This is a genomic window from Burkholderia sp. LS-044 (assembly GCF_004803625.1).
Taxonomy (GTDB): Bacteria; Pseudomonadota; Gammaproteobacteria; order Burkholderiales; family Burkholderiaceae; genus Burkholderia; species Burkholderia cepacia.
The window spans coordinates 20,005-43,865 of sequence record NZ_SSWO01000028.1 but is presented as its reverse complement, the minus strand read 5'-3'; the positions used below and the strand labels follow the sequence as shown (position 1 = coordinate 43,865).

Sequence of the window (23,861 nt, the reverse complement as noted above, 5' to 3'; positions counted from 1 at the left end):
CAGTTTCCAAAAGCCAATTCCACGTGCCGGGATGCAATCGGGATGCAGCCGGCAGGCGGTGCTCGCGCGGCGGGCCGGCCTCGCCCGCATCGCGCGACGCGTGACGGCCGTCAGGCCGTCGTGTGCTTCACCGGCCCCGGATCGCTGTGGCTCGGCCGGCCCGTCTCGACGTGGCCCGCGAAGCGGCGCACGACCTTGTCGTCGCCGCCGCGCAGCGTCGTCGCGGTAATCGTCAGATCGTACCAGCCGTGGCTCGACGACAGCGCGAAGTGATCCTCGACGCGTTCGCCCGGTTCCAGCGTGTAAGTGCGCGCATGCGCATGGCTGTACGCGTTGTCGACCGTCACGCGGCAGGTCGCGCGCCCGCTGTTGCGCAGTTGCAGGTACACGTGACGGTTGCGCACGTCGTAGCCGATCCGCGCTTCGGGGTTCGCGTGCCGCCCGTCGGCCGCGAGCCGCGTGTTGCCCTGGAACTCGCACAGATAGCCGTTCGGGCCGTATGCCGCGAGATGGTAATCGCCGCGCGCGGCCGACGTGTTCCACGTGTCGACGAAGCGATCGTGCGCGGACACCGCATAACGACGCGGCGGCGTTGCCGGATTGCGGCGGTCGTACACGTAGAACGCCGCACCCGCGTCGCCGGTGTTCGCGAAGTCGAGCGACACGCTGTCGTCATGGCCGCTCACGCGGCTGTGCACGAACAGCTCGTACGGCAGCGCCCGCGCCGGCCGCGTGCCGGGTTCCTGCGCCGGCATCGCCTGCTGCGCGGGCACCTGGTACGCCTGGCCGGCCGTCGCGATGTGCTGCGGCACCGTGAAGCTCACCGTGCGCGTGTCGGGGCGCGCGGAGAAGTCGAACGCCGACGTGAGGTCGCCGCAGATCGAGCGGCGCCACGCGCTGATGTTCGGCTCCTTCACGCCGAAGCGCGCTTCGAGGAAACGCAGCACCGACGTATGGTCGAACGTCTCCGAGCAGACCCAGCCGCCCTTCGTCCACGGCGAGATGATGATCAGCGGCACGCGCGGCCCGAGGCCGATCGGCTGGATGCCGCCCGGGTCCGCGCCCGGCACGAGCGGGCTCATTTCGCCCGGGTACTTGTTCAGGTCGAGCAGCTCGTCGCCGAGGTTCGACAGCAGGTTCGACGACACGATGCCCTGGCCGCCCACGCCGCTCGTGACCGGCGGCACCGGCGGCACGACGTGGTCGAACAGCCCGTCGTTCTCGTCGTAGTTGAGGATGAACACCGTCTTCGCCCACACCTCCGGGTTCGACGTCAGCGCCTCGAGCACCATGTTGATGTAGAACGCGCCGTCGGTCGGCGACGCCTGCGGGTGCTCGCTGTACTTGTACGGCGCGACGATCCACGACACCTGCGGCAGCCGGTTCGCCTGCACGTCGGCCTTCAGCTCGGCGAGCGTGTGGTCCGACGCGCCCTTGTCGACCAGCGGGCCGCTCGCGCCTTCCTTCACCTGGAACTTCTTGAAGAACATCAGCGAGTTGTCGGTGTAGTTGTCGGTCGGGTCGCCCGGGATGCCCGTGCCGCCCTGGTACACCTTCCAGCTGATCTTCGCGTGCTCGAGGCGCTCCGCGTAGGTCGTCCACGTGTAGCCGTTCACGTCGTCGCGCTCGCCGATGCCCGGGCCGTTCGGCGGGGTGCCGTAGATGTTGCGCGGGTCGACCGTGCCGGTCCACAGGTAGATGCGGTTCGGCGCGGTGTCGGCGTGCGCGGAGCAGAAGTACGAATCGCAGATCGTGAACGCGTCGGCCAGTGCGTAGTGGTACGTGAGGTCCTGGCGCTTCAGGTAGCCCATCGTCAGCACGTCCTGCTTCTGGTTCACCCACTGGTCCCACTGGCCGTTGTTCCAGGACAGGTGGCCGCTGCTCCAGCCGTGGTTGGTGCCCGGCTGGAATTCGGTCGTCTGCTTCGGGTCGAGGTAGAACGGCAGCACGTACGGCGCCGACGGATCGAGGCCGCGCGAATGGTAGTTCTTCGTGAACACCGATGCCGGCGGCTGCTGCCACACCGGTGCGCCGCTCGGCAGCAGGTGCGGGCGCGGGTCGTTGAAGCCGCGCACGCCGCGCAGCCCGCCGAAGTAATGGTCGAACGAACGGTTTTCCTGCATGAAGATCACGACGTGCTCGACGTCGCGGATCGTGCCCGTGCGGTAGGCGGCCGGCATCGCCAGCGCATTGCGGATCGCGGGCGGGAAGCCCGCGTAGGCGGCCATCGCACCGGCCGACTGCGCGGCGAGGCGCAGGAAATCGCGTCGATTGTTCGAAGACATGAAGGGAACCCTGTTGTCGGTAGGAGTGGGGCGCCGGTCGAGCGGGGCCGGCGGTCGGTGTGTTACGCGCTATTACCCCGCACCCGCATGTCCCGGCCGTGACCGGTTCCAGCAGCTTTCTTGCGCTCACCCCCAGCTTTTTTTCGAAGCGGCGCACGACGCGCCTTTCATGCGGCCGACACACGCATGCGCTACGCTGACGCGCGATGAAGAGGGGAGAAGCCGAGTCGTGTTCGATCAGCTGAAGGCGTTCCACGCGACCGTCCGGCAGGGCAGCATCACGCGCGCCGCGCGCCACCTGGGCGTGAGCCAGCCGACGATTGCCGCGCAGATCCGGCAGGTCGAGCAGCTGTACGGCGTCGAGCTGTTCTACCGCAGCGGCCGCAAGCTCGAGGTCACCGAGACGGGTATCGAGCTGCTGCCGCTCGTCGAGAAGATGATCGCGCTCGAGGCGCAGGCCGACATCATGCTGCGCAACGTCGGCGGCCTGTTCGAAGGTCATCTGCGGATCGGTGCGACGGGGCCGTACTACATCATGGACGCGGTCGGCCGCTTCTCGAACGCGCATCCGTCGATCGCGCTCACGTGCCGGATCGGCAACTCCGAGGAAATCCTGCAGGCGCTGCAGGAATTCCGCATCGATCTCGCGGTATCGTCGCAGCGCAACGACGCCGAAGGCCTCGAACGCAAGGTGATCTCGACCGACCCGCTCGTGCTTGTCGTGCATCGCACGCATCCGCTCGCGCGTTTCGACGCGATCGATCCGGCGCAGCTCGCCGACATGCGGCTGCTGATTCGCGAGGAAGGCTCGGTGACGCGCCGCTGCACGGAGACGATCCTCGCGGCGGCCGGTGTCGCGGCCGTATCGATGGCCGAGATCGGCAGCCGCGAAGCGATCCGCGAGGCGATCCTGCACGGCGTGGGCGGCAGCCTGTTTCCGCTCGGCGAGGCCGAGCGCCATCCTGACCTGCGCGTGATCGCGCTGCGCGGCGTCGACACGACGATCGACGAATACGTGTACTACCTGAAGGCGCGCCGCCAGAGCCCCGCGATCGACGCGTTTCTCGCGTGCATCCTGCCGGCCGACGGCAACACGGCCGCGGCGGCCTCGGCAGCCGGGGCGGATGAAGCAGGACGAACGGCGCGGCGGGCGAACGCGCGCTGACGTGCCGCGCGTTCGCCGGTTCCGCACTTTGCCGGCGCTTTTCCCGCGCCTTCCCTCGTTTTTCCTCGTGCCTTCCTTCTGTCGTCGCGCTCACCTCATTTCGGCAGTGCCGGAATCATCCACGTCAGCACGTGCTGCTGCAGGAACACCAGCACGCCGAGCAGCAGCGTGAGGATCACGCTGTGCCAGAAGGTGCGCGCAAACACGACACCTTCCTGCCCTTTCAGGTCCGTCGTCGACACGCCCGTCGCGATGTTCTGCGGCGAGATCATCTTGCCCATCACGCCGCCCGACGAGTTGGTCGCGGCCATCAGCACCGGATCGAGGCCGAGCTGCCGCGCGGCCACGACCTGCAGGTTGCCGAACAGCGCGTTGCCCGACGTGTCGCTGCCGGACAGGAACACGGCGATCCAGCCGAGCGACGCGGACACCAGCGGGAACAGCGCCCCCGTCGACGCGACGCCGGTGCCGAGCGTATAGCTGATTCCCGAGTAGTTCAGCAGGTACGCGAGCCCGACGATCATCATCACCGTGACGATCGCGATCCACGTCTGCCGCCAGGTCTTGACCACGCACTCGAGAAACGCGCCGGCGCCGGTGCGCGTCAGCGCGGCCGTGATGATCGCCGAGAGCAGGATCGCGGTGCCGGTGCCGAGCGGCTGGAAGTCCCAGATCGCCGCATACGGCTTGTGGTACAGCGACACGAACACCGCGTTGTGCAGGCCCGGCCACTTGATCTTCACGTCGCCGATCGCCGCGACGTTCGCGTGCACCCACACGATCACGACCACCGACACGACGAGCCACGGCAGCCAGCCGCCGAAACCCGCGCGGGCGGCACCGGCCGTTGCGGGCACGCTGCGCGCGAGCGCGTATTGCGGATCGGGTTGCGGCTTCCACACCTGGAGGAAACCGATCGTGACGATCAGCGACGTGAGCGACGACAGCACGTCGGTGAGCTGGTAGCCGAGGAAGTTCGACGTGACGAACTGCGCGATCGCGAAACTGCCGCCCGACACGAGCAGCGCGGGCCACAGCTTCGAGATCGAGCGCAGCCCGCCGTACGCGCCGACCACGTAGAACGGCAACAGCAGCGCGAAGAACGGCAACTGGCGGCCGACCATCTGCGCGAGTGTCGCGGGCGGCAGCGACGTCACCGCGCCGAGCACGGTGATCGGCACGCCGAGCGCGCCGAACGCAACCGGCGCCGTGTTGAACAGCAGCGTATAGGTGAGCGCTTCGAGCGCGGGGAAGCCGAGCGCGATCAGGAGTGCGCTCGTGATCGCGACCGGCGTGCCGAAGCCGGAAATCCCTTCAAGCAAGCAGCCGAACGAGAACGCGACGACGAGCAGCACGAGGCGTCGATCGTCGGGCAGGTTGTCGAGCATCCACTGCCGGAACTGGTCGAAGCGGCCCGACTTCACCGCGATGTTGTACAGCAGCAGCGCGTTGAAGACGATCCACATCACCGGCACGACCGCGAGCGCCATGCCCGCGCCGACCGCGTTGAACGCGAGCCCGGCCGGCATCCCCCACGCGCCGATCGCGACCGCGAGGCCGGCGATCAGCCCGGCGAGCGACGCCTGCCACGCGGGGCGGCGCAGCACGCCGAGCGCGATCAGCGCGACGGCGATCGGAATCGCGGCGACGAGGAAGGACAGCAGCAGCGAGTTGGCGACCGGCGTCAACGGCTGCGCGAAGACAATGCCGGGCGGCAGGGCGTCGGTGGGATTCATCGCGTCTCCAAAGTCGACCCGGGGCTGGCGCGGCGGCGCCCCCGGATTCGGTGCAAAGCGGTCCTTCCGCAATCGCGACGACGTTCAGGCGCTTGTGCACGCAACGACGTCGCACGGCCAACCGATCGGTCGCTTAAAAGAGGTTAGGAGGCGCGGGGCGCTTGTACAAGGAGGACAAGCCCGATGCGTGCCGACCCGATACGGGCCCGCCGCCGCAGGCTGACAGGCAGCAGGCGGGCCGCTGTCGCGTTCGACAGGATGCCCGTCATGCGCGGCTCACCCGCGCAATGTTGCACATGCGGCAAAGGTGCCTGACGGCGGGCGGGATGTTTCGTCTGGCGTCCGGAGCCTAGACTGGCTGCATCGATTCCGCCCGCGCCGGCCACGGCACGGCACCGGAACCTCACGGAGTGAACACGATGAAGACGATGAAACAAGCCGTATGCGCATGCGTGCTGATCGGCGCGGCCTTCGCCGCGCACGCGCAGGCCGCGTCGACGCTGACGCGCGCCGAGGTCCGCCAGGAACTCGTGGAGCTGCAGGCCGCCGGCTACCGGACGAGCCTGGCAAGCAGTCCCGACTTTCCGGAAAAGATGCAGGCGATCATGCACCGTGCCGCGCAGGCACGCGGCGGGGACGCCGGCTACGGCAGCGACGGCAGGGCAAACGTGGAATCGGGCAAGCCGGCGCTGCCGCACGCGATCGATCGCGGCACGTACGCACACCACTGACGGTGGATCGCCCCGGATCGGGGGCGCCACGGCGCACACCGACCGGCGACGGAGGACGCATCGCGCACCGCGCCGACCGACGCGGTGCGCGTGCGCCAGGCATCACACGCTGAAGCGGTTCAGCGTATATGCGCGATAGGCCGCGACGAATGCGTCGAACGATCCGGCCTCCTTCGCTTCGAGCTCGGCCTGCTCGGCGAGCGACTTCGCGGCGAGCGCCTGCTCGGTGCGCAGCGTCTCCGCCGACGGCGGGTGCGCGCGGAAATGCGCGGCATGCGCTTCGCTCTGTGCCAGCGCGAACCCGAGGAACGATTGCCCGTGCTCGCGCATCGTGCGCAGCACGCGTGCGGACGGCGTGCGCTCCGGATCGGCGAGCTTCTCGCGCTGCGCGGCGATCGCGCGCGCATGTTCGTCGCCGCCGCGGATTTCGTCGAGACGGCGGCCGACGGTTTCGATATCGGTCATCAGCTCGTCCGCCCACGCCTGCAGCGTGACCGGCGCGCCATCGCGCTGCAGCGTGAGCCCGGGCTTGCGCCCTTCCATCGTCACGCTGCCGAAGTTCGCGTTCGCCTCCTGGTACGCGGGGCAATCGAGCACCGGGCTCTCGTCGAGCGCGCACGCGAGCAGGAAGGCGTCGATGAAGCGCGCGGTTTCCAGTGCGATGCCGGTCGGCTCGAACGGATCGATGTCGAGACAGCGCACCTCGATGTACTGCACGCCGCGCGATGCAAGCGCATGCAGCGGACGCTCGCCCGAATACGTGACGCGCTTCGGCCGGATCGTCGAATAGAACTCGTTCTCGATCTGCAGGACGTTCGTGTTGATCTGGATCCACTCGCCGTCGCGATGCGTGCCGATGGCCTCGTACGCCGGATACGGCTCGCTCACGGCCTTCGACAGCGCGTCGAGATAACCGGGCAGCGTGTTGTAGTCGACGTGCAGCGCGGCCTGGGCGGTCGTGTTCGAGTAGCCGAGATCGCTCATCCGCAGGCTCGTCGCATACGGCAGGTACAGCGTATCGGTGTCGAACGTGTCGAGCCTGTGCGGCTTGCCGCGCAGGAACTTCGTGTCGAGCGCGGGCGAGGCGCCGAACAGGTACATCAGCAGCCAGCTGCGGCGGCGGAAGTTGCGGATCTGCGCGAGATAGCGCTCCGACTGGTAATCGACGAGCGTGGCCGTCGACCCTTCGTCCGCATGCAGGCGCCGCCACACTTCCTCGTGCAGCGAGTAGTTGTAGTGGATGCCGGCGATGCACTGCATCGTGCGGCCGTAGCGATACGCGAGGCCGCGCCGGTACACCGTCTTCAGGCGGCCGATGTTCGACGTGCCGTAGTCGGCGATCGGGATCTGGTCGTCGGCCGGCAGCAGGCCCGGCATCGAGTCGTTCCACAGCATCTCGTCGCCGAGCGACGCATAGACGTAGCGATGCAGATCGTCGAGGCGTTCGAGCGTGATCGCGGCGTCGCGTTCCGCGGGCGTGATCAGCTCGATCAGCGCTTCGGAATAGTCGGTCGTCAGTGCCGGATGCGTGAGCGCCGAACCGAGCGCGCGCGGATGCGGCGTGAACGCGATCATCCCGTCGCGCGTCACGCGCAGGCTTTCCTTTTCGATGCCGCGCAGGCCGTCGGGCAGATGCTGCCGCGTCGGGCCCGAGCTCAGTGCTTCGAGGCGATTCAGCAGCAGTTCGGACTGGCGGTGAGTCATGGTGTTCGACATGGAGACGCAAGTGCGTGACGGCCGCGCGCAGAACGCCGCGCGCGGCCGGCTGGATTGTTGGTCGCTTCGTTGGTAGCGGGCACTTTAACATCTCGCCGAAACCCGCGCTTGAGGTGGCGCCGGGCATGGTGCGCGGGCCGGAGCGGGCCGCCGGACGGGCCGGCCGCGGCAATCGCCTCATCTCCCGCCGGTTCCAGGCGGCGGCAACAGGCACGCAGGTTGAGCGCATTCGTCCGACTGAACGTGACGCGTGAACGGGTGACGGCAGGTGCAACCGTGCCGCCGAATCGGCCGCGGAGAGAGGCGAAAGTGTGCGTCGTGCGCCCTGCATCGGGCGGACGACGGATTCGAGAAATGGCCGTGACGGCCGAAGTCCGGCCGGTCGCCTGCGAACACCGGCACGGCCTGCGCGACGGGTTGCATCGCGGCTTCGCCGGGTCGCACCCGGCCGCGAAACTCGGTGATCGGCAGTTGCCCTCACCCGCCGCGCGCGCCGCCCGCCCGGTCGGCCACTTCGTTCCACAAATGCAGCGCCGCGTACGCGCGCCACGGCCGCCAGCCTTCGGTGCGGCGCTTCTGGGTCGCGAGCCGGTCGAGCGCCGGATCGCGCGCGGCGATCGACTGCATCAGCACGAGATCGGAGGCCGGCCAGGCATCCGGATCGCGCCACGCGCGCATCGCGATGTATTCGACGGTCCACGGGCCGATGCCGGGCAGATCGAGCCACGCACCGCGCAGCGTCGCGAGATCGGCGTGCTCGCGATCGACCGGCACGTCGCCGGCCGCCACCGCGCGCGCCGTGCCCGTCAGTGCCGCCACCCGCTTGCCGGGCATCCCGATCTTGTCGAGATCGCAGGCGGCCAGCGCCTCCGGCGTCGGAAAACGCCATGCGGGCGCACCGTCGTCTTCATGAACCACGCGCTCGCCGGCCCGCTCGACGAGCCGGCCGACGATCGTCGTCGCGGCCTTCACACTCACCTGCTGGCCGACGATCGCGCGCACGGCCAGCTCGAACCCCGACCATGCACCGGGCACGCGCAGCCCCGGCGCGGCCTCGACGAGCGGCGCGAACCACGGATCGCGCGCCAGCCCGCTGCCGATGACGGCCGGATCGGCGCCGAGGTCGAACATCGTCGCGACGCGCGCGGCGAACGCATCATCGACATGACGCGCGACCGCGCCTTCGACCGTCGCGACCAGGCAATGCTTGCGCGGATGTTTCGCGACCGTGAGCCGGCCGGCGTCGCCGTGCAGGTCGACGATGCGGCGATACACGCCGTCCGCCACCTGCTCGACGCCCGGAATCGCGCGCCCGCTGAAGAAGCGCAGGACGCGCGCCCAGTCGTAAGGCGCATTGAAGCGCAGTTCCATTTGCGCGGACGGCGGCACACGGCCGCCGTTCACGATGGACGTAATCGTCGTTCTTGCGATGCTCAAACTGCGCTGCCCTCCGCGACGGATTCGGTTTCATCGTCGTGCACGTGACGCGCCTCGGCGGCAAGCAGCGTCGCCTTGCGGCGCACGCCCCAACGATACCCGGACAGCGCGCCGCCCTTTTGTACGACGCGGTGACACGGAATCGCGAGCGCGACCGGGTTCGACGCGCACGCGGACGCGACGGCGCGCACCGCGCGCGGCGCGCCCAGCGCCTCGGCGATCTCCGAGTAGCTGCGTGTTTCGCCGTACGGAATATGCGTCAGCGCTTCCCACACGCGCTGCTGGAAGGCGGTCGGCGCGATGTCGAGCGGCAGGTCGAACGCGTGCCGCGTGCCGTCCAGGTACGCGCGGATCTGCGCGACGAACGGCGCGAGCCGTGCCGACGCTTCGACCAGCTCGGCGCGCGCGAACGCGTCCTTCAGCTCGCCGACGAGCGCAGCCGGTTCGTCGCCGAACGCGATCCGGCAGATGCCCTGCCCGGTCGCCGCGACGAGCACCGTGCCGAGCGACGTCGAGGCGGTCGCAAAGTCGATCCGCAGGCCGGCGCCCTGGCGGCGGAACGCCGACGGCGCCATCCCGAGCTCGCGCGGCACCGACGCATAGAGTCGCGACGGCGAGTTGAAACCCGCGTCGACGGCCGCCTGCGTGACCGGCTGCCCGCTTTGCAGCGCCTGCCGCAGCGCGGCGCCGCGCTGCGCGGCCTGGTACTGCCGCGGCGACACGCCGACCACGCGCTTGAAGAGCCGCTGAAGATGAAACGGGCTCACGTGCACGGCATCGCTCAGCTGCTGCAGCGTGAGCCGCTCGGCATGCGCGTCGAGCACCGCGCACGCGCGGTTGACGATCTCGAGCTCGCGCGGCAGCCCTTCCGGCTGGCAGCGCTTGCAGGGCCGGAAGCCGGCCGCGCGCGCGGCGGCCGGATCGGCGAAGAAGGACACATTTTCGCGACGCGGCAGCCGCGACGCACAGGTCGGACGGCAGAACACGCCGGTCGTGCTCACGGCGTAGAAGAACGCGCCGTCCGCATGCGGATCGCGCTCGGTCACGGCGTCCCAGCGGGCATCATCGGTCGGATAGGCGGTTTTCATCTGAACCTCGCACTCTCTAGTGTAGATGGTGCCTACTCTAGACATCGGCACGTGCCGTCGCGCCCTGAATCTTGCTCTGTGATTCGCCCCGGATAATCAGGGGCGAATCACCCGAAAATAAGTCCGGCGAAACGCGCGCGCCGGCTGCTGCAGCGCGGTTTTCGTCACCGTCCCGTCACCCTTTGCTGCACCGCAGATGCGACAAATCGCCGTCCTGACGTTTTTTTTCATTCGGAATATTGCGCCGCACCATCGCCGTGTGTATAGTTGGAACTGTCTCCTCCATGTCTCCTCCTGATATGGATTAAGCCCGTTCCGCTCCGCGTGAACGGGCTTTTTTTCGTCCGTCGATTGTGCCGCGTTCCGGCAGGCGGCGCAGGCGCGATGCGTCTACACTCGATGCTCGTCGACTGCGAAGGAGCGCCCGTCCATGAAACCCACCATCCGCGCGATCGATCACATCGTGCTGCGCGTGACCGACATGGCCGCGATGACGCGCTTTTACTGCGACGCCGTCGGCTGCCATGTGGAAAAGGAACAGCCCGACCTGGGCCTCGTGCAGCTGCGCGCAGGTGATGCACTGATCGACCTGCTGTCGGTCGGCGGCCCGATCGACCGCCCTGACAGCGGCCCGCCCGGCACGGGGCGCAATCTCGATCACCTGTGCCTGCGCGTCGAGCCGTTCGATCCCGACGCATTGACCGCCCATTTCACCGCGCATGGCGCACGGCCGGGCGCGCCTGCGGAACGCTACGGCGCCGGCGGCTACGGGCCGTCGATCTACCTGTTCGACCCGGAAGGCAACATGCTCGAATTCAAGGGGCCGCCGGCCGCGATCGGCTGAACGCGATCGGCGCGCGGGCCGTCATGCATCCGCGCGCGCCTTCATCACCGTCCATTCGACCGCGACCGGATCGTGGTCGGCGCTCGAGATCCACGCGGTGCCGTCCTGCACCGTGCACTGCAGGCGCATCGAGCGCTCCGCGAGCCGCCCGAGCGCGGCCGCGACGCCGTCGGCCAGCGACAGCACCTGCACGTTGCGCAGCCGCTCGACCTTGCTGCGCACGCCCTGCCACCAGATATCCGATGTCTTGCCGCCATACGCGATCACGGTGACCTGCCCGGCGCGGCCGGCCGCCTTCGAGATGCGCCGCTCGTCGGGCTGGCCGGCTTCGATCCAGACGTCGATCGCGCCCGTCAGGTCCTTCTGCCACAGATCGGGCTCGTCGACGTCCGACAGCCCCTTGCAGAATTCGAGCCGCTCGTGCGCGAACAGCGCGAACGCGACGATGCGCACCATCATCCGGTCGTCGGTTTCCGACGGATGGCGCGCCACCGTCAGCGCGTGATCGGCGTAGTAATGCCGATCCATGTCGGCGATTTGCAGTTCGGCTTTGTAGATCGTGGATTTCAGCGCCATGCGGATGCGGCCCGGGCGGGCATTCGGTTCGGTCGGGCCGTGATGATACCGAATGCGCGCCGTCCGGCGCGTGTCATGCGTCACCCACAGCGCAACGGCCCGGCATGTGCCGGGCCGTGTTCGGTTCGCGCCGCCGGCTCATCGGGCCGGCGCGCTCGCGCGTCGTGCGACTGCGCGGTGAATGGACGGTTACTGCTTGACGAAGCGCGAATCGGTCCAGAGACCCTGCTGGTCGCTGTTGTCGGCGCTGACGAACTGCACGTCGCCCTGGTCGACCGAGACGACGCGGAAACGCTGGCCTTCCGGTACCGACAGGCAACGGTAGTCGTCGAAGTATTGCTGCTTCGCCTGCGACTTGCCGTCACGTTCGTGACTCAGTACGGAATCCAGATTGTCTTTCGACAGGCAGCCCCATGCATTCTTCGTCAACTGGATTTCCTGCGTCGGCTTGACGGCCGAATCGCCGCCCGCCTGGGCAATCGACACCGCGCAAAATGCGCCGACGAGGGCAAAAAGGATACCGGTACGCTTCATCATGTTCTGTCTCCAGGCTTGCGGGCACCAGGCTTGGGTTAGCTATGTGTTTAAAGGTGATCGTGAACCCGCGTTTTTCACTTTAGAAGACCGGCAAGCGATAGCAAGCACATTTGTTGTGCGACCGCAATAGCGGCGGATTGTCGCACCCCGTGCGCAGCCTGTTTTTCGCGCGGCACGCGCGGCGGGCAACACCCGTTGCGTGGCGGACAGGCCCGTCACGCCGGGCGGAAAGCGTTATCCGGCAGGGCTTTCATCCAAGTTACATTACGGCGATTGAACGGTTTGGATAATCCATTTCGTCATCCGGATCATTTTGATGCGCCGCACATAAAGTCATTCGAAACGAATCGACTTTACCGCAGCGCGGAATCGCAAATACCTGATACAAGAAAAATGCCAGGTATAAGCGAATCCGTATTTATCCGTAGTTCCCCGAATGTATTCGGTGCCCGCGAAAACCCGCTGCAAGCGCCTTTCGCCAGCGCGTTTACCCTGCCCTGTTCGGACTGGATTGCTGGTGTTCGAAATAATCGCGTTGAAAGATGCACATGCGATAAGCGTTGTGATACGCGCCGTTTCCGAAAAATTCTTCCTTCAACTCGGCCTCGTGCTGGAATCCGCATTTTTCGTACACATGAATCGCCGCCGCATTCGACGTATCGACGATCAGGTACAGCTTGCGCATGTTCAGCACCTTGAACGCGTACTCGATCGCGAGGCGCGTCGCCTGGCCCGCGTAACCGCGCCCCTGGCATTGCGGCGCGATGATGATCTGGAACTCGCCGCGGCGATGGATGTAGTCGAGCTCGATCAGTTCGACGAGGCCGACCAGTTCGCCCTGCGCGTCGACCGCGACGAAACGGCGCTCGCGCTGGTCGTGCACGTGACGGTCGTACAGTTGTGACAGTTCCGAGAAGGTTTCGTACGGCTCCTCGAACCAGTAGCGCATGATCTTTGCGTCGTTGTTCAGTTCGTGGACGAAGCGCAGGTCCTGGCGCTCCAGCGGCCGCAGCGCAAGCGTGTTGGTATCGTTCTGGAGTTGCATGTTCATGTCCTTTTTGATGCCGGCGCACGTGCGGGCAAGGCCGCTTCCGGGCCTGTTCCGCACTGTAAGAAGTTGAACGCGGGCGAAGTTCAGAGCCTAGAATGGGAGCAAGGGTTCCTGCCACCGCAAGGAGGCTATCGTGATCGAGCAAGTGATACTCGGAATTTTCCTCGTGCTGCCGCTCGTGATCGTGGCGGCGCTGTTTTCCGACGAACTGTGGCAGGAACATCGGCGCCAGCATCCGCGCGACGAAAACGCGCCGCACATCGACTGGAAGCATCCGTGGCGCCGCGTGCGACGCGGGCATTGAGTCGACTGGCGTTCATCCGCGGGGCGCGCCGGCCTGGCCGCCCTGGCGTGTGAACGCATGACGCGCCCCGGTACGCCCCCGGTTACACGCCCGAATTCCGCCTCGATCCGATTCCCGCTCAACCCGCTCACTCAGCGAGACGCCGCCGTGAACGACCAGCCCGCCCAGCCTCCGCACGACATTCCCAACGAAACGATCGACCTGCAGATCGCCGACGTGCTGGCGGCCGTCCGCTATCCGGCCAACAAGGATGCGATCGTCGATGCCGCGCGCGACGCGGGCGCCAGCAACGAAGTGCTGTCGATGCTCGACGGCCTGCCCGAACAGGACTACGCGGACGTCGACGCCGTCACGCACTGGGTTGCCGGCAACTTCGGTCCCGGCCTCGGGGTTTGAGCGCACAACCATAACGCGATAGGATCAGGCCGCACCGGTCGCGCAGCGGCCGGCTGCCTGTCGCCCGGCGCAAGACCGGGCGTTTCCGCGTACGTGCCCGGGGAACTCCATGGAAGGCATCCTGATCCAGCACACGACACGCCGTCAGCTCTGGTTCGGCACACTGACGGCGCTCGTCATCGTGCTCGCGCTCGGGATCGCCGCGCCGCACGCGAACGTCGCGCTGCCGGCCGTCGAGCCGTTCATGCCGATGTGCGCGCTCACCGTGTTCACCACCGCGAGCATCGCGGCGTTCTTTCTCGGCGCGCAGTTCACCGTGACCCGCCAGCCAGTGCTCGGCGCACTCGGCGGCGCCTACGCGTTCACCGCGCTCGCCGTCGCGCTGCAACTGCTCACCTTTCCCGGCGTATTCGCGCCGCACGGGCTGTTCGGTGCGCAACCGCAAAGCGCCGCGTGGATGTGGATCTTCTGGCATGCCGGCTTCCCGAGTTTCGTGATGGTCGCGCTGCTCGCGCGCGCGCGGCTGGCGCGCGCACCGGTCGGCGCACGGCAGACACGGTGGTGGACGCTCGCACTGATCGGCGGGCCGGCTGTCGTCGCGGGATTGCTGTGCCTGTTCGCGCTGAACGTGTCGCTGCCGCCCGCGTTTCATCCGCCGGGCGACGCGGCCGTGCTGCCCGTCAACGCCGTCGCGCTGGTCGTGTGGCTGCTCAATGCGCTGGCGCTCGTTGCCGTGCTGGCCACCGGCCGGCTGCGCACGACCCTCGACCTGTGGCTCGCGATCGCGGTGCTCGCGTGCCTCACCGACACCACGCTGAACCTGATGAGCACCAATCGCTTCACGGTCGGCTGGTATCTCGCGCGCGTGTTCAGCATGTTCACGCCGGGCGTGCTCGTGTGCGTGCTCGCATGGGAAGTGACGATGCTGTATCAGCGGCTGTTCGAGGCGCACGCGACGCTGATCCGTTCGTCTGCGCGCGACGGCCTGACGGGCGCATTCAACCGCATGCACTTCAACGATCACTTCCACACGCTGTTCCTGCAGTCGCGACGGCAAGGCGAACCGCTGTCGCTGCTGATGGTCGACGTCGACCACTTCAAGGCATACAACGACGCGTTCGGTCACGTGAAGGGCGACGCATGCCTGATTGCCGTCGCGAACGCGTTGGCCGGCGCGGTAAGGCGGCCCGCGGACATGGTCGCGCGTTACGGCGGCGAGGAGTTCGCGATCGTGCTGCCGAACACGGGCGCGCGCGGCGCGCGGGTCGTCGCCGAGGAAGCCCGCGAGGCGGTACTGCGGCTCGATCTCGCGATGCCGACATCACCCGCCGGGCGCGTGAGCGTGAGCGTCGGATGCGCGACCGTGGCGGCCGACGATCTCTCCACACCCGATGCGTTGATCGAAGCCGCCGATGCCGCGCTTTATCGCGCGAAGGATACGGGGCGAAACAGGGTCGTCACTGCCTGAAAACGTCTGCTGTTTGGGGATTTGTTACGGTCATTGTGACCGGAATAATCCGCCGTTACGGATTGCGGAGCAGGGAAACGATCGCTTACAGCCGGTGTTGCGGGCGCTCGCTATGCTGGGTTTCATATTGAACCCGAGCAGGTGAACCCGATGAAGAAGACCCTTTTGCTGATTGCCGGCGTCGCCGTGTTGTTGAGCGGCTGTATCGTGGTGCCTGACGGTGGTGGGTATTACGGTGGTGGCGGGTATTACCATCACCGGCATTGGGATTGAGGCGGGATGACGACCTTGTACTGACGAGGTTACTGGAAGAGAAGGGCGGGACAAACCCGCCCCTTGCTCATGATGACCGCCATCGTCAGCGTCCGTTGCGCAGGTCACGACGCATCACTCTGGCCAATCTCGCATCGGCTGCGTCGATCAGAAAGGAATAGAGATGATCGATCCACCACACGCGCCGATGCACCACCCCTGGCCAGGACCGCGATGGTCCTTGTAGTCCGGGTGGTTGTACCCAGCCAAACGATCCCAACTGGGCGTCTGCACATAGATCACCAGATTGCCATCCGGCTGGAATGCGAACAAGGCATTGCCATTCCCGCCCGTGTTGGTTTTCCAAATCGGTGTGCCTGCATCGTTATACAACACGAAATTCCCGTCGTTCTGCATCCATGCAGACGTCACACCTTTGCCTGCCGTACCGGTGTTCCAAATCGCAGCGCCATTCTTGTACAGCACCAAGTTCCCATCGGCCTGCAGAATGAAAAAGTATTGTCCGATCGTATAGCTCACCCCAGCCGTCAACTTGGTGTTCGGGTAAAGGACACGAGCCTCATTTGATTGCATACTCGAAACATCGCTCGTCTTGCTGTCCCAAATAGGACGCATCCAGTAGAAGACAATATTTCCGTCATCCTGAACATTCAGAAATGAGTTGGAGCGCTCCGTCTTGACTACCCAGATCGGACGATTGTCATCGGTATAAAGCACGAAATTCCCGTCCGGCTGCATAACCGCACGTGTCACGCCTTTTCCGTTGGTTTTTGCTTGCCAGACAGCCTGGCCGTTGGATGCGTAGAGAACCAGGTTCCCATCTGATTTCTGCAGCGTCAGACAATATTGATTGTTATCAGAGCACACCGACTGCCCTGCCCACATCGTAACACCAGGCTCGAGACGCTTTGCAAATGCAAGCGATTGAAAAACCAAGAAGATAAAAGCAAAAGCAGACAGCTTTTTCACGCGTTCCCCCGGAATCAGTTGAGTTTGATAATTCTCTTCTTTCTTCACATCAACCTGCGCGACGCAATCCTACATTTGTTCACACAAATGAAGCAAGATTTTTATCGCACGCGTGAGATTCCTAAATCCGCCATACATTTCCGCTCAAGACACAACCTGATCGCCCGGCGTGATTAATTCACTTTTCGACACAATTTATCTTCAGAATTTCGAAAAGCTGGCAATGACGAATTCACGCCGTTGCGAAGAATGTCCGTTGCCTCACCGGCACTGGATAAAGGACAGACACCGACTTCGCCAAACGACTCCGGCTCCCTCGGGCTACTGCATCACTTCCCGATACAAAACCTGCTGAAAATCACCCCCAACAGATCATCCGAAGTGAACTCCCCGGTAATCGAATTGAGTTGCTCCTGCGCGAGCCGCAGCTCCTCGGCAAACAGATCGAGCGACTGAGCGCGTTGCTCCGCATGATCCGCCGCCTGCGCGAGATGCTCCTGCGCGGCCCGCAGCGCGATCAGATGCCGCTCCCGCGCGAGATACACGCCTTCCGCCCCCGCCTGCCACCCGGCGATCCGCAGCAGCTCCGCGCGCAGCATGTCGATCCCGTCGCCACGCTTCGCCGACAGATGCACCTCGGTGAGGTCGCCTTCCGCCGCCGGATGCTCGACGCACGCCGCCACGCCGGTCAGATCCGTCTTGTTCAGCACACGCACCACCGGCACGCCGCCCGGAAACCGCGCGGCGATCGTCTCGTCATCCGCCGTCATCCCGGTGCGCGAATCCAGCAGATGCAGCACGACGTCCGCACGCTCGATCTCGCTCCACGTACGCGCAATGCCGATCCGCTCGACCTCGTCCTCCGTCTCGCGCAACCCGGCCGTATCGATGATGTGCAGCGGAATCCCTTCGACCTGGATCGTCTGCGCGACCTTGTCGCGCGTCGTGCCCGCGATCGGCGTGACGATCGCCAGCTCCGCGCCGGCCAGCGCGTTCAGCAGCGACGACTTGCCGACGTTCGGCTGCCCCGCGAGCACGACCGACAATCCTTCGCGCAGCAGCGCGCCTTGCCGCGCATCACCCAGCACGTGCGCGAGCTGCGCGCGAATCTTCGCGAGCTTGCCGCGCGCATCGGCCGCTTCCAGGAAATCGATCTCCTCTTCAGGAAAATCGAGCGTCGCCTCGACCAGCATCCGCAGCGTGATCACGTCGTCGACGAGCGCATGGATCTGCCGCGAGAACGCGCCGTCGAGCGAGCGCCCGGCCGAACGCGCCGCCGCTTCGGTGCTCGCCTCGATCAGGTCGGCGACGGCCTCGGCCTGCGCGAGATCGAGCTTGTCGTTCAGAAACGCGCGTCGCGTGAATTCGCCCGGCTCCGCGAGCCGCAGCTCGAAACCGCGCCCCGCATCCAGGCAGCGCTGCAGCAGCAGCTGCATCACGATCGGCCCGCCGTGCCCTTGCAGCTCGAGCACGTGCTCGCCGGTGTACGAATGCGGCGCCGGGAAATACAGCGCGATCCCGCGGTCGAGCGGCGCGCCGTGCTCGTCGAGGAACGGCACGTAGCTCGCATGGCGCGGCGCGAGCTTCTGCCCGCACAACGCGTCGATCAGCGGCAACGCGGCCGCCTCGCCGCCGCGCCCGAACGAGACACGTACGACCCCGATGCCACCCCGGCCGGCAGCAGTGGCAATGGCGACGATCGGATCGGAATCGGTAGCGAGCATGGGAATCGGTTGAGTCGGGTGATCAGTGAATATGGTGCGCCCGCGCAACAGTTCGGGCATCGGAACGCCGGCATTGTAGCGTGCCGGCTCACACGCCATCGGTCGCCGCGCTGGATTCGGACGCGCCCGAATTTATCCCGCCGGGGATAAGCCAAGTATCAGTCCAGCGCAATGTCACAGCCGCCGTTTCGGACGAGTATGCCTGCTGGAGCGGCCCAACACTGTGGCCCTCAATTTTGCATCCCACTCCGATCGAGATCGGGATTCGTCTGAACGAGATACGTTTAGCCCGAATGGTTGTCTGAAACGTGGTGGTGGAATTGCACAATCTCCCCCATGCCGACATCCGAAGAAAAAGCCGCGTTCTCGGAACGCCTGAAATTCGCCCTGCGGCGCAGCCCGGAGAAGGTCACCGGTGCGACCGAACTGGCGAACCGATTCAATCTGCGTCACCGCGGAGCGCAACCCGTTTCGCCGCAAACCGCGCATAAGTGGCTGACGGGTCGCACGATTCCGACGTCGGACAAACTCGCCACGCTCGCCGAATGGCTGCGCGTCGAACTCCACTGGTTGCATTACGGCCCGTCGCCGAGCGTGATCGAACATCCGACGCCGCAACCGCTGCCGCGCGACGAGCGCTATCCGCCGACGCCCGAGACGATCGAACTCGCGTCGAAGATTGAAGCGCTGTCGCCGCATCATCGCTACCTTGTACAGGAACTGGTCGAGCAGTTCTACGGCGACTCGGGCGAATCGAAGAAAGGCTGAACCCGCACCGGAACCGCAAAAGCAAAAAGCCGCATGGCGCGAACCATGCGGCTTTTTTTGCGTGCATCGCGGGCGGCTCGCCGCCCGCGTGTGCAACGGGCGTCAGGCCGGTTTCTTCTTGGCCCCGCCGAGCTTGCGCGTGATGTAGTACTGCTGCGCGATCGACAGCACGTTGTTCACGACGTAGTACAGCACGAGGCCGGCCGGGAAGAAGAAGAACATCACCGAGAACGCGATCGGCATGAACTTCATCATCTTCGCCTGGACCGGGTCCGGCGGGGTCGGGTTCAGGCTCGTCTGCACGTACATCGACACGGCCATCAGCACCGGGAGGATGAAGAACGGATCGCGCTGCGACAGGTCGTGAATCCACAGAACCCACGGCGCGCCGCGCATTTCGACCGAGGCGAGCAGCACCCAGTACAGCGAGATGAACACCGGGATCTGGATCACGACCGGCAGGCAGCCGCCGAACGGATTGACCTTCTCGGTCTTGTACAGCTCCATCAGCGCGGCGTTCATCTTCTGCGGATCGCTCTTGAAGCGTTCGCGCAGCGCCTGCATGCGCGGCGTGATTTCCTTCATGCGCGCCATCGACTTGTAGCTCGCAGCCGACAGCGGGAAGAACACCGCCTTGATCAGGATCGTGAGCAGCACGATCGACCAGCCCCAGTTGCCGATGTAGCCGTGGATCTTCTCGAGCAGCCAGAACAGCGGCTTCGCGATGATCGTCACCCAGCCGTAGTCCTTCACGAGTTCCAGGCCCGGCGCGATGCCTTCGAGCATGCGCTCCTCTTCCGGACCGGCGAACAGGCGTGCCTGCACGTCGGCCGACTGGCCCGGCGCGATCGCGGCGACCGGCTGCTTCACGCCGACGCGGTACAGCGTCGGATCGATCTTTTCAGCGTAGATGTCGCGCTTCACGCCCTGCTGCGGAATCCAGGCCGACGCGAAGTAGTGCTGCACCATCGCGACCCAGCCGTTGTCGGCGGAGGTCACGTAGTCGGCCTTGTTCTTGTCGAGGTCGCTGAAGTTGATCTTCTGGAAGTGCTTCGCGTCCGTGTAGACCGCCGGCCCGAGGAACGTATGCGAGAACATCGGCGTTTCGACGGCCGTGTTGTCGCGCACCAGTTCCATGTAGACCGTCGGCGTGACAGGCGCCGTGCCGACGTTGTCGATCTTGGTGTCGACGCCGATCACGTAGCTGCCGCGCGTGAACGTGTAGGTCTTCACGACCTTCACGCCGCCCTTCACCGGCGATTCGAACGACAGCTTCAGCGCGTTCTGGTCACCCGTCAGCGACGTCGAGCCGGGGTTCAGCTGCGTGTAGACGTCGTTGTGGTTCGGGAAATCGCCGCCGAGCAGGCCCGAGCGTGCGAGATACGTATGGCCGGCCGTGTGGTCGAACAGCGTGATGTACAGGTCGGGCTGCTTGCCGTCGCCCTGCTTCTTCAGCGTCAGCTTCGCGAGCGTGCCGCCGCGCGTGTCGATTTCGCCGTCGTACACGTCGGTCGAGAACTTCACGAGCTGCGCCTGGGCGGCCGGAGCAGTGGTCGACGGGGCGGCGCCGGCTGCGGCGGCAGGCACTTCACCTGCGGTCGTCGTCGCGCCCGTGCCCGATGCACCGCCGGCAGCGGCCGCGGGGGCCGTCTGCGTGGCGCTCGGGAAGAACATCGACGGGCGTCCATGGGACCGCTGCCAGTTGTCGTACAGCATGACAGCTGACATGAAGAAGATCACCCATAGGACGGTGCGTTTGATATCCATGCGTTGTCTCAGAGTCGATGGGACCGCGCGTCGGCTTCGCCGCGAGCGCGAGTGTCGGAGTTGGGCGGCGGGACGAGGTCGATGCCGCCCGCGGAAAACGGATGGCATCGGCACACGCGCCTGACGGCGAGATACGTGCCGCGCGCGGCGCCATGATACTGGATTGCCTCGCGCGCGTAATCCGAACAGGAAGGATAAAAACGGCAACGGTTGCCGAGCATCGGGCTCACGGCAACCTTGTAGAAGCGCAGCAAGGCGATCAATACCGTTTCCATACCTTGGGCGGCGCCGTACGACGCCGCGTCAAAACCGGCCGGGCAGGCGCGAACGCCGCACCGGGCACGGATGCGTCACTCGGACGCGGGCTTCGACGCACGGCGGGCGATTTCCCGGACTGCCCTGTCGAGCAGCTCGCGGATCTCGGCCGCGCACATCGCCGCGAGCGGGGCTGAAGCCGCGCTCGGCAGCGCTTTCTTGTCGAAGCGCGTGTGCTGCCGCAGCAGCAGGTCGTAACCGGCGAACTCGGCCCGGCGCAAGCGAAACGCATCGCGCGCCAGCCGCTTCACGAGGTTACGTGTAACCGCACGCGGCGCATACTTCTTGCCGACGACGAGCCCCAGACGCGCGGGCTGACCGGTCGGCTTGCCGTAAATCACGAAGTGCGCGGAACGCCGCCAGGGGCGCAAACGAAAAACGGATGAAAATTCATCCGTTTTCAGAAGTCGCGCAGCTTTCGGGAAGGCGGCTTTCGTCTGCGACGGATTCGCACCCGGCTCGACGGCACCTTCCGCAGGACTGCGGACGGCGGACACAGCGCGCAACCTGCCTTAGATGGCGAGGCGCTTGCGGCCCTTCGCGCGGCGAGCGTTGATGACCTTGCGGCCACCTGCCGTCTTCATGCGGACACGGAAGCCATGGGTGCGCTTGCGGCGCGTCACGGACGGTTGGTAAGTACGTTTCATGATGTTCTCACTTGTTCGAGAATGTCGAAATTCAGGGGACCGCGTGCCCTTAACCGTAGGCATTCGGGCGAACGCAATCGCCGGGAATACAGGATTGGTTTTCGCGGAACCCGCTATTTAAACCGTTTTTCTCTTGACGGTCAATACTTTAGGAGTCGCTCGCCTGTGCCGGCCCGCGCCGATCCGGCCCCGCGATCCACAATCCCGGCCTGTGGATAACTCGCGCTGTGGTCGCGTTTGGCGGTAGAATCTCGCCTTATCTCCAAGAATCCCGCACGCCGCCTCGGCCCGCGCCTGCCCCTCCAACACTGTGACGCAGGCGTCCGAGGCACGCTCGCACGACCGCTTCGGGCCTTGTTGCGCAACCGCGACAAGGGCGCCGGCGAGCCGCGCTGTGCACGCAAAAAACGACAGTTACTTGATGAACGATTTCTGGCAACACTGTTCCGCACTGCTGGAGCGCGAGCTGACGCCCCAGCAGTACGTGACGTGGATCAAACCCTTGGCCCCGGTGGCCTTCGATGCGTCGGCGAACACGCTGTCCATCGCCGCGCCGAACCGCTTCAAGCTGGACTGGGTCAAGAGCCAGTTTTCGGGACGGATCTCCGATCTGGCCCGCGAATTCTGGAACACGCCGATCGAAGTCCAGTTCGTCCTCGATCCCAAGGCAGGCATGCGCAGTGCCGCGGCCGGCGCCGCATCGGGCGCAGCCGCCCCGCGCGCGCCGCTCGCACCGAGCGGCCCGGCCGCCACGGTGGCCGCGATCGCCGCCAACCTGGCCGCGAACGCCGGCGCTGCGCCCACCGCGCCGGCCGACGTGCCGATGACGCCGTCGGCGGCTGCCGCGCACCACCTGAACGCCGACGACGCCGACATCGACCTGCCGAGCCTGCCCGCGCACGAAGCGGCCGCCGGCCGCCGCACGTGGCGCCCGGGGCCGGGTGCCGCACCCGCGAACGGCGGCGAAGCCGATTCGATGTACGAGCGTTCGAAGCTGAACCCTGTGCTCACGTTCGACAACTTCGTGACCGGTAAGGCGAACCAGCTCGCGCGCGCCGCGGCAATCCAGGTCGCGGACAATCCGGGCATCTCGTACAACCCGCTGTTCCTGTACGGCGGCGTCGGCCTCGGCAAGACCCACCTGATCCACGCGATCGGCAACCAGCTGCTGCTCGACAAGGCCGGCGCGCGGATCCGCTACATCCATGCGGAACAGTACGTGTCCGACGTGGTGAAGGCGTACCAGCGCAAGGCGTTCGACGACTTCAAGCGCTACTACCATTCGCTCGACCTGTTGCTGATCGACGATATTCAATTCTTCTCCGGCAAGTCGCGCACGCAAGAGGAATTCTTCTACGCGTTCGAGGCGCTCGTCGCGAACAAGGCGCAGGTGATCATCACCAGCGACACGTATCCGAAGGAAATCTCGGGCATCGACGATCGCCTGATCTCGCGTTTCGACTCGGGCCTCACCGTCGCGATCGAGCCGCCCGAGCTGGAAATGCGCGTCGCGATCCTGATGCGCAAGGCGCAGTCGGAAGGCGTGAACCTGTCGGAAGACGTCGCGTTCTTCGTCGCGAAACACCTGCGCTCGAACGTGCGCGAACTCGAAGGCGCGCTGCGCAAGATCCTCGCGTACTCGAAGTTCCACGGCCGCGAGATCTCGATCGAGCTGACCAAGGAAGCGCTGAAGGACCTGCTGACCGTGCAGAACCGGCAGATTTCGGTCGAGAACATCCAGAAGACCGTCGCCGACTTCTACAACATCAAGGTCGCGGATATGTACTCGAAGAAGCGCCCCGCGAACATCGCGCGGCCGCGACAGATTGCGATGTATCTCGCGAAGGAACTCACGCAGAAGAGCCTGCCGGAAATCGGCGAGCTGTTCGGCGGGCGCGATCACACCACCGTGCTGCACGCGGTGCGCAAGATCGCCGACGAGCGCAGCAAGGACGCGCAGCTCAACCACGAGCTGCACGTGCTGGAACAAACGCTGAAGGGCTGAGCGCGCGGCGCGCTTGATAATTCGGCCTCCGCCCCAATTTAAGGGGGGCGGTTCGGTTT

At 65.9% G+C, this 23,861-nt stretch carries 24 protein-coding genes; 10 read left to right on the top strand and 14 right to left on the bottom strand.

The window, feature by feature from the left end; translation table 11 throughout:
• Positions 1-110: 110 nt before the first annotated feature.
• Positions 111-2,285: a phospholipase C, phosphocholine-specific gene (locus E9536_RS39025; protein ID WP_060314016.1), complete on the bottom strand. Its 2,175-nt coding sequence runs from the start codon at positions 2,283-2,285 to the stop codon at positions 111-113.
• A 229-nt stretch (positions 2,286-2,514) separates the two neighbouring features.
• Here E9536_RS39025 and E9536_RS39020 point away from each other — a divergent pair, with 229 nt between their 5' ends.
• Complete coding sequence (locus E9536_RS39020; protein ID WP_124534664.1) at positions 2,515-3,450, top strand: LysR family transcriptional regulator; 936 nt, start codon at positions 2,515-2,517, stop codon at positions 3,448-3,450.
• Positions 3,451-3,545: 95 nt separating this feature from the next.
• Here E9536_RS39020 and E9536_RS39015 read toward each other — a convergent pair whose 3' ends face one another.
• Positions 3,546-5,186 (bottom strand): L-lactate permease, encoded by a 1,641-nt coding sequence (locus E9536_RS39015; RefSeq protein WP_136472881.1) that lies wholly within the window; start codon positions 5,184-5,186, stop codon positions 3,546-3,548.
• Between the two features lie 419 nt (positions 5,187-5,605).
• Between E9536_RS39015 and E9536_RS39005 the strand changes: the two genes are divergently transcribed.
• Positions 5,606-5,917 carry a DUF4148 domain-containing protein gene (locus E9536_RS39005; RefSeq protein WP_027788815.1) on the top strand — a complete coding sequence of 104 codons (312 nt, stop codon included), beginning with the start codon at positions 5,606-5,608 and terminating at the stop codon, positions 5,915-5,917.
• A gap of 102 nt (positions 5,918-6,019) precedes the next feature.
• Here the strand turns inward: E9536_RS39005 and gshA are convergent, their stop codons facing one another.
• On the bottom strand, positions 6,020-7,633 hold the full coding sequence (gene gshA / locus E9536_RS39000) for a glutamate--cysteine ligase (RefSeq protein ID WP_168799624.1): 1,614 nt from the start codon (positions 7,631-7,633) through the stop codon (positions 6,020-6,022).
• Between the two features lie 14 nt (positions 7,634-7,647).
• Here gshA and E9536_RS38995 point away from each other — a divergent pair, with 14 nt between their 5' ends.
• Positions 7,648-7,887 (top strand): hypothetical protein, encoded by a 240-nt coding sequence (locus tag E9536_RS38995; RefSeq protein WP_136472875.1) that lies wholly within the window; start codon positions 7,648-7,650, stop codon positions 7,885-7,887.
• A 223-nt stretch (positions 7,888-8,110) separates the two neighbouring features.
• Here the strand turns inward: E9536_RS38995 and E9536_RS38990 are convergent, their stop codons facing one another.
• Entirely contained in the window at positions 8,111-9,070 is a 960-nt protein-coding gene (locus E9536_RS38990) for an AlkA N-terminal domain-containing protein (protein WP_059710394.1), read from the bottom strand.
• Complete coding sequence (ada, locus tag E9536_RS38985; protein ID WP_136472873.1) at positions 9,067-10,158, bottom strand: bifunctional DNA-binding transcriptional regulator/O6-methylguanine-DNA methyltransferase Ada; 1,092 nt, start codon at positions 10,156-10,158, stop codon at positions 9,067-9,069. The genes E9536_RS38990 and ada overlap by 4 nt, the downstream gene beginning before the upstream one ends.
• Positions 10,159-10,588: 430 nt before the next feature.
• Between ada and E9536_RS38975 the strand changes: the two genes are divergently transcribed.
• A complete protein-coding gene (locus E9536_RS38975) occupies positions 10,589-11,002 on the top strand; it encodes a VOC family protein (RefSeq protein WP_059700513.1) in 414 nt (137 codons plus the stop codon).
• Positions 11,003-11,023: 21 nt separating this feature from the next.
• On the opposite strand, the gene E9536_RS38970 is transcribed toward E9536_RS38975, so the two are convergent.
• The 3 genes from E9536_RS38970 to speG form a co-directional block, all read right to left on the bottom strand.
• Complete coding sequence (locus E9536_RS38970; RefSeq protein ID WP_060197764.1) at positions 11,024-11,578, bottom strand: YaeQ family protein; 555 nt, start codon at positions 11,576-11,578, stop codon at positions 11,024-11,026.
• A 189-nt stretch (positions 11,579-11,767) separates the two neighbouring features.
• Entirely contained in the window at positions 11,768-12,115 is a 348-nt protein-coding gene (locus E9536_RS38965; RefSeq protein WP_027788811.1) for a hypothetical protein, read from the bottom strand.
• Positions 12,116-12,602: 487 nt separating this feature from the next.
• Complete coding sequence (gene speG / locus E9536_RS38960) at positions 12,603-13,160, bottom strand: spermidine N1-acetyltransferase (RefSeq protein WP_124920162.1); 558 nt, start codon at positions 13,158-13,160, stop codon at positions 12,603-12,605.
• 139 nt (positions 13,161-13,299) lie between these two features.
• Here speG and E9536_RS41725 point away from each other — a divergent pair, with 139 nt between their 5' ends.
• The 4 genes from E9536_RS41725 to E9536_RS42605 all read left to right on the top strand — a co-directional run bounded on the left by E9536_RS41725 (position 13,300) and on the right by E9536_RS42605 (position 15,607).
• Positions 13,300-13,470 (top strand): hypothetical protein, encoded by a 171-nt coding sequence (locus E9536_RS41725; RefSeq protein WP_006489933.1) that lies wholly within the window; start codon positions 13,300-13,302, stop codon positions 13,468-13,470.
• A gap of 147 nt (positions 13,471-13,617) precedes the next feature.
• Positions 13,618-13,866, top strand: a complete 249-nt coding sequence (locus E9536_RS38955; RefSeq protein WP_027788809.1) for a DUF2795 domain-containing protein — start codon at positions 13,618-13,620, stop codon at positions 13,864-13,866.
• Between the two features lie 109 nt (positions 13,867-13,975).
• On the top strand, positions 13,976-15,334 hold the full coding sequence (locus tag E9536_RS38950; protein WP_059700515.1) for a sensor domain-containing diguanylate cyclase: 1,359 nt from the start codon (positions 13,976-13,978) through the stop codon (positions 15,332-15,334).
• Between the two features lie 150 nt (positions 15,335-15,484).
• A complete protein-coding gene (locus E9536_RS42605) occupies positions 15,485-15,607 on the top strand; it encodes a hypothetical protein (protein WP_021157980.1) in 123 nt (40 codons plus the stop codon).
• Positions 15,608-15,754: 147 nt separating this feature from the next.
• On the opposite strand, the gene E9536_RS38945 is transcribed toward E9536_RS42605, so the two are convergent.
• Entirely contained in the window at positions 15,755-16,624 is an 870-nt protein-coding gene (locus E9536_RS38945; protein ID WP_226113449.1) for a curculin (mannose-binding) lectin, read from the bottom strand.
• Positions 16,625-16,905: 281 nt separating this feature from the next.
• On the bottom strand, positions 16,906-18,300 hold the full coding sequence (gene mnmE / locus E9536_RS38940) for a tRNA uridine-5-carboxymethylaminomethyl(34) synthesis GTPase MnmE (protein WP_136472871.1): 1,395 nt from the start codon (positions 18,298-18,300) through the stop codon (positions 16,906-16,908).
• Between the two features lie 336 nt (positions 18,301-18,636).
• Between mnmE and E9536_RS38935 the strand changes: the two genes are divergently transcribed.
• On the top strand, positions 18,637-19,068 hold the full coding sequence (locus E9536_RS38935; RefSeq protein ID WP_059700521.1) for a transcriptional regulator: 432 nt from the start codon (positions 18,637-18,639) through the stop codon (positions 19,066-19,068).
• 102 nt (positions 19,069-19,170) lie between these two features.
• On the opposite strand, the gene yidC is transcribed toward E9536_RS38935, so the two are convergent.
• The 4 genes from yidC to rpmH all read right to left on the bottom strand — a co-directional run bounded on the left by yidC (position 19,171) and on the right by rpmH (position 21,797).
• A complete protein-coding gene (yidC, locus tag E9536_RS38930; RefSeq protein WP_027788804.1) occupies positions 19,171-20,835 on the bottom strand; it encodes a membrane protein insertase YidC in 1,665 nt (554 codons plus the stop codon).
• 8 nt (positions 20,836-20,843) lie between these two features.
• Positions 20,844-21,110, bottom strand: a complete 267-nt coding sequence (gene yidD, locus E9536_RS38925) for a membrane protein insertion efficiency factor YidD (RefSeq protein ID WP_006750110.1) — start codon at positions 21,108-21,110, stop codon at positions 20,844-20,846.
• A 75-nt stretch (positions 21,111-21,185) separates the two neighbouring features.
• Positions 21,186-21,647, bottom strand: coding sequence for a ribonuclease P protein component (gene rnpA, locus E9536_RS38920; protein WP_021157986.1), 462 nt, complete (start codon positions 21,645-21,647; stop codon positions 21,186-21,188).
• A gap of 15 nt (positions 21,648-21,662) precedes the next feature.
• Entirely contained in the window at positions 21,663-21,797 is a 135-nt protein-coding gene (rpmH, locus tag E9536_RS38915; RefSeq protein WP_004198824.1) for a 50S ribosomal protein L34, read from the bottom strand.
• Positions 21,798-22,218: 421 nt separating this feature from the next.
• On the opposite strand from rpmH, the gene dnaA reads away from it, so the two are divergent.
• Positions 22,219-23,802 (top strand): chromosomal replication initiator protein DnaA, encoded by a 1,584-nt coding sequence (gene dnaA / locus E9536_RS38910; protein ID WP_059487903.1) that lies wholly within the window; start codon positions 22,219-22,221, stop codon positions 23,800-23,802.
• Positions 23,803-23,861 lie beyond the last annotated feature (59 nt).

What these genes read in the sequence shown, in the direction of transcription:
- E9536_RS39025 (WP_060314016.1), bottom strand. Translation starts at nt 2,285, where the DNA reads ATGTCTTCGAACAATCGACGCGATTTCCTGCGCCTCGCCGCGCAGTCG.
- E9536_RS39015 (WP_136472881.1), bottom strand. Translation starts at nt 5,186, where the DNA reads ATGAATCCCACCGACGCCCTGCCGCCCGGCATTGTCTTCGCGCAGCCG.
- E9536_RS39005 (WP_027788815.1), top strand. Translation starts at nt 5,606, where the DNA reads ATGAAGACGATGAAACAAGCCGTATGCGCATGCGTGCTGATCGGCGCG.
- gshA (WP_168799624.1), bottom strand. Translation starts at nt 7,633, where the DNA reads ATGTCGAACACCATGACTCACCGCCAGTCCGAACTGCTGCTGAATCGC.
- ada (WP_136472873.1), bottom strand. Translation starts at nt 10,158, where the DNA reads ATGAAAACCGCCTATCCGACCGATGATGCCCGCTGGGACGCCGTGACC.
- E9536_RS38975 (WP_059700513.1), top strand. Translation starts at nt 10,589, where the DNA reads ATGAAACCCACCATCCGCGCGATCGATCACATCGTGCTGCGCGTGACC.
- E9536_RS38970 (WP_060197764.1), bottom strand. Translation starts at nt 11,578, where the DNA reads ATGGCGCTGAAATCCACGATCTACAAAGCCGAACTGCAAATCGCCGAC.
- E9536_RS38965 (WP_027788811.1), bottom strand. Translation starts at nt 12,115, where the DNA reads ATGATGAAGCGTACCGGTATCCTTTTTGCCCTCGTCGGCGCATTTTGC.
- speG (WP_124920162.1), bottom strand. Translation starts at nt 13,160, where the DNA reads ATGCAACTCCAGAACGATACCAACACGCTTGCGCTGCGGCCGCTGGAG.
- E9536_RS38950 (WP_059700515.1), top strand. Translation starts at nt 13,976, where the DNA reads ATGGAAGGCATCCTGATCCAGCACACGACACGCCGTCAGCTCTGGTTC.
- E9536_RS42605 (WP_021157980.1), top strand. Translation starts at nt 15,485, where the DNA reads ATGAAGAAGACCCTTTTGCTGATTGCCGGCGTCGCCGTGTTGTTGAGC.
- mnmE (WP_136472871.1), bottom strand. Translation starts at nt 18,300, where the DNA reads ATGCTCGCTACCGATTCCGATCCGATCGTCGCCATTGCCACTGCTGCC.
- E9536_RS38935 (WP_059700521.1), top strand. Translation starts at nt 18,637, where the DNA reads ATGCCGACATCCGAAGAAAAAGCCGCGTTCTCGGAACGCCTGAAATTC.
- yidC (WP_027788804.1), bottom strand. Translation starts at nt 20,835, where the DNA reads ATGGATATCAAACGCACCGTCCTATGGGTGATCTTCTTCATGTCAGCT.
- yidD (WP_006750110.1), bottom strand. Translation starts at nt 21,110, where the DNA reads ATGGAAACGGTATTGATCGCCTTGCTGCGCTTCTACAAGGTTGCCGTG.
- rpmH (WP_004198824.1), bottom strand. Translation starts at nt 21,797, where the DNA reads ATGAAACGTACTTACCAACCGTCCGTGACGCGCCGCAAGCGCACCCAT.
- dnaA (WP_059487903.1), top strand. Translation starts at nt 22,219, where the DNA reads ATGAACGATTTCTGGCAACACTGTTCCGCACTGCTGGAGCGCGAGCTG.